Genomic DNA, 942 nt, shown 5'->3' on the forward strand with positions numbered 1-942 from the left:
TGGCTAGTCCCCGTTACTGAGTCCACCCGGTTTTGGAGTCGGGTTTGTTGATTCGGATTCAGTTGATCTCGCAGGCCACCGGGGTGTGGGTGTGCCGGCACGCCGCAGCGTACTCGGCGGGGGTTCGATAGCCCAGCGCCGAATGGCGGTGTCGATGATTGTGTTCGTGCTTGAAGTCACCGATTACCACGCGGGCCTCCAACACGGTGTTCCAATGGTTGCGGTTGAGGCACTCCTTACGTAGCCGGTTATTGAACGATTCGATATACCCGTTGACCCACGGGCACCCTGGCGGGATATAGAGCAACCCGGTCTTGTTCTCGCAGAACCCTTGCAGCGCTTGAGAAACCAACTCCGGGCCGTTGTCCATCCGCAGCACCTTCGGCGGCCCGCCGGCCACTGCGAACGCCGTCTCGAGTTCGGCCACCAGACGTTCGGCGGTGATCGAGCGCTCCACAATGTTCAGCAGCGACTCCCGGGTGTGTTCGTCGATCATCGAGGCGATCTTGATCGCCTTGCCATCGGTGGTGGAGTCGTACTGGAAATCGATCGCCCACACCACGTTCGGCGCATCAGCCTGGATCGGCGGGACCGAGGACTGCCCAATCCGTTTGCGTGGACTGCGCACCCGCACCTGCAGCCCTTCTTCGCGCCACAGCCGGTGGACCTTCTTCTGGTTGACCTCACGGCCCTGGTCGTAGCGCAAGGCCGCCCAAGCACGCCGGAACCCATGGCAGGGATGCTTGGTGGCATAGGCACGCAGCCAGGCCCGCATTTCGGTGTCCGGGTCGGCCGGGGTCTGAGCGGCAGGCAGGCGGCGGTAGGTGGAGCGGGCAAGCCCAACGGCCTTGCACGCCAACCGTTCGGACATGCTCAGCGTCTCTTTGAGCATGTCCACGGCGCGGCGTTTGGCAGCTGGGCTCAGAATTTTCCCTTCGCGAC

General features: G+C 63.1%; 1 protein-coding gene. It reads right to left on the minus strand.

Annotation, left to right across the window (positions count from 1 at the left end; translation table 11 throughout):
* Window positions 1–58: 58 nt before the first annotated feature.
* The coding region (locus BST27_RS30600; RefSeq protein WP_139805508.1) for an IS3 family transposase at window positions 59–942 on the minus strand (884 nt) is incomplete at its 5' end.

It is taken from the genome of Mycobacterium intermedium (assembly GCF_002086275.1).
Lineage (GTDB): Bacteria > Actinomycetota > Actinomycetes > Mycobacteriales > Mycobacteriaceae > Mycobacterium > Mycobacterium intermedium.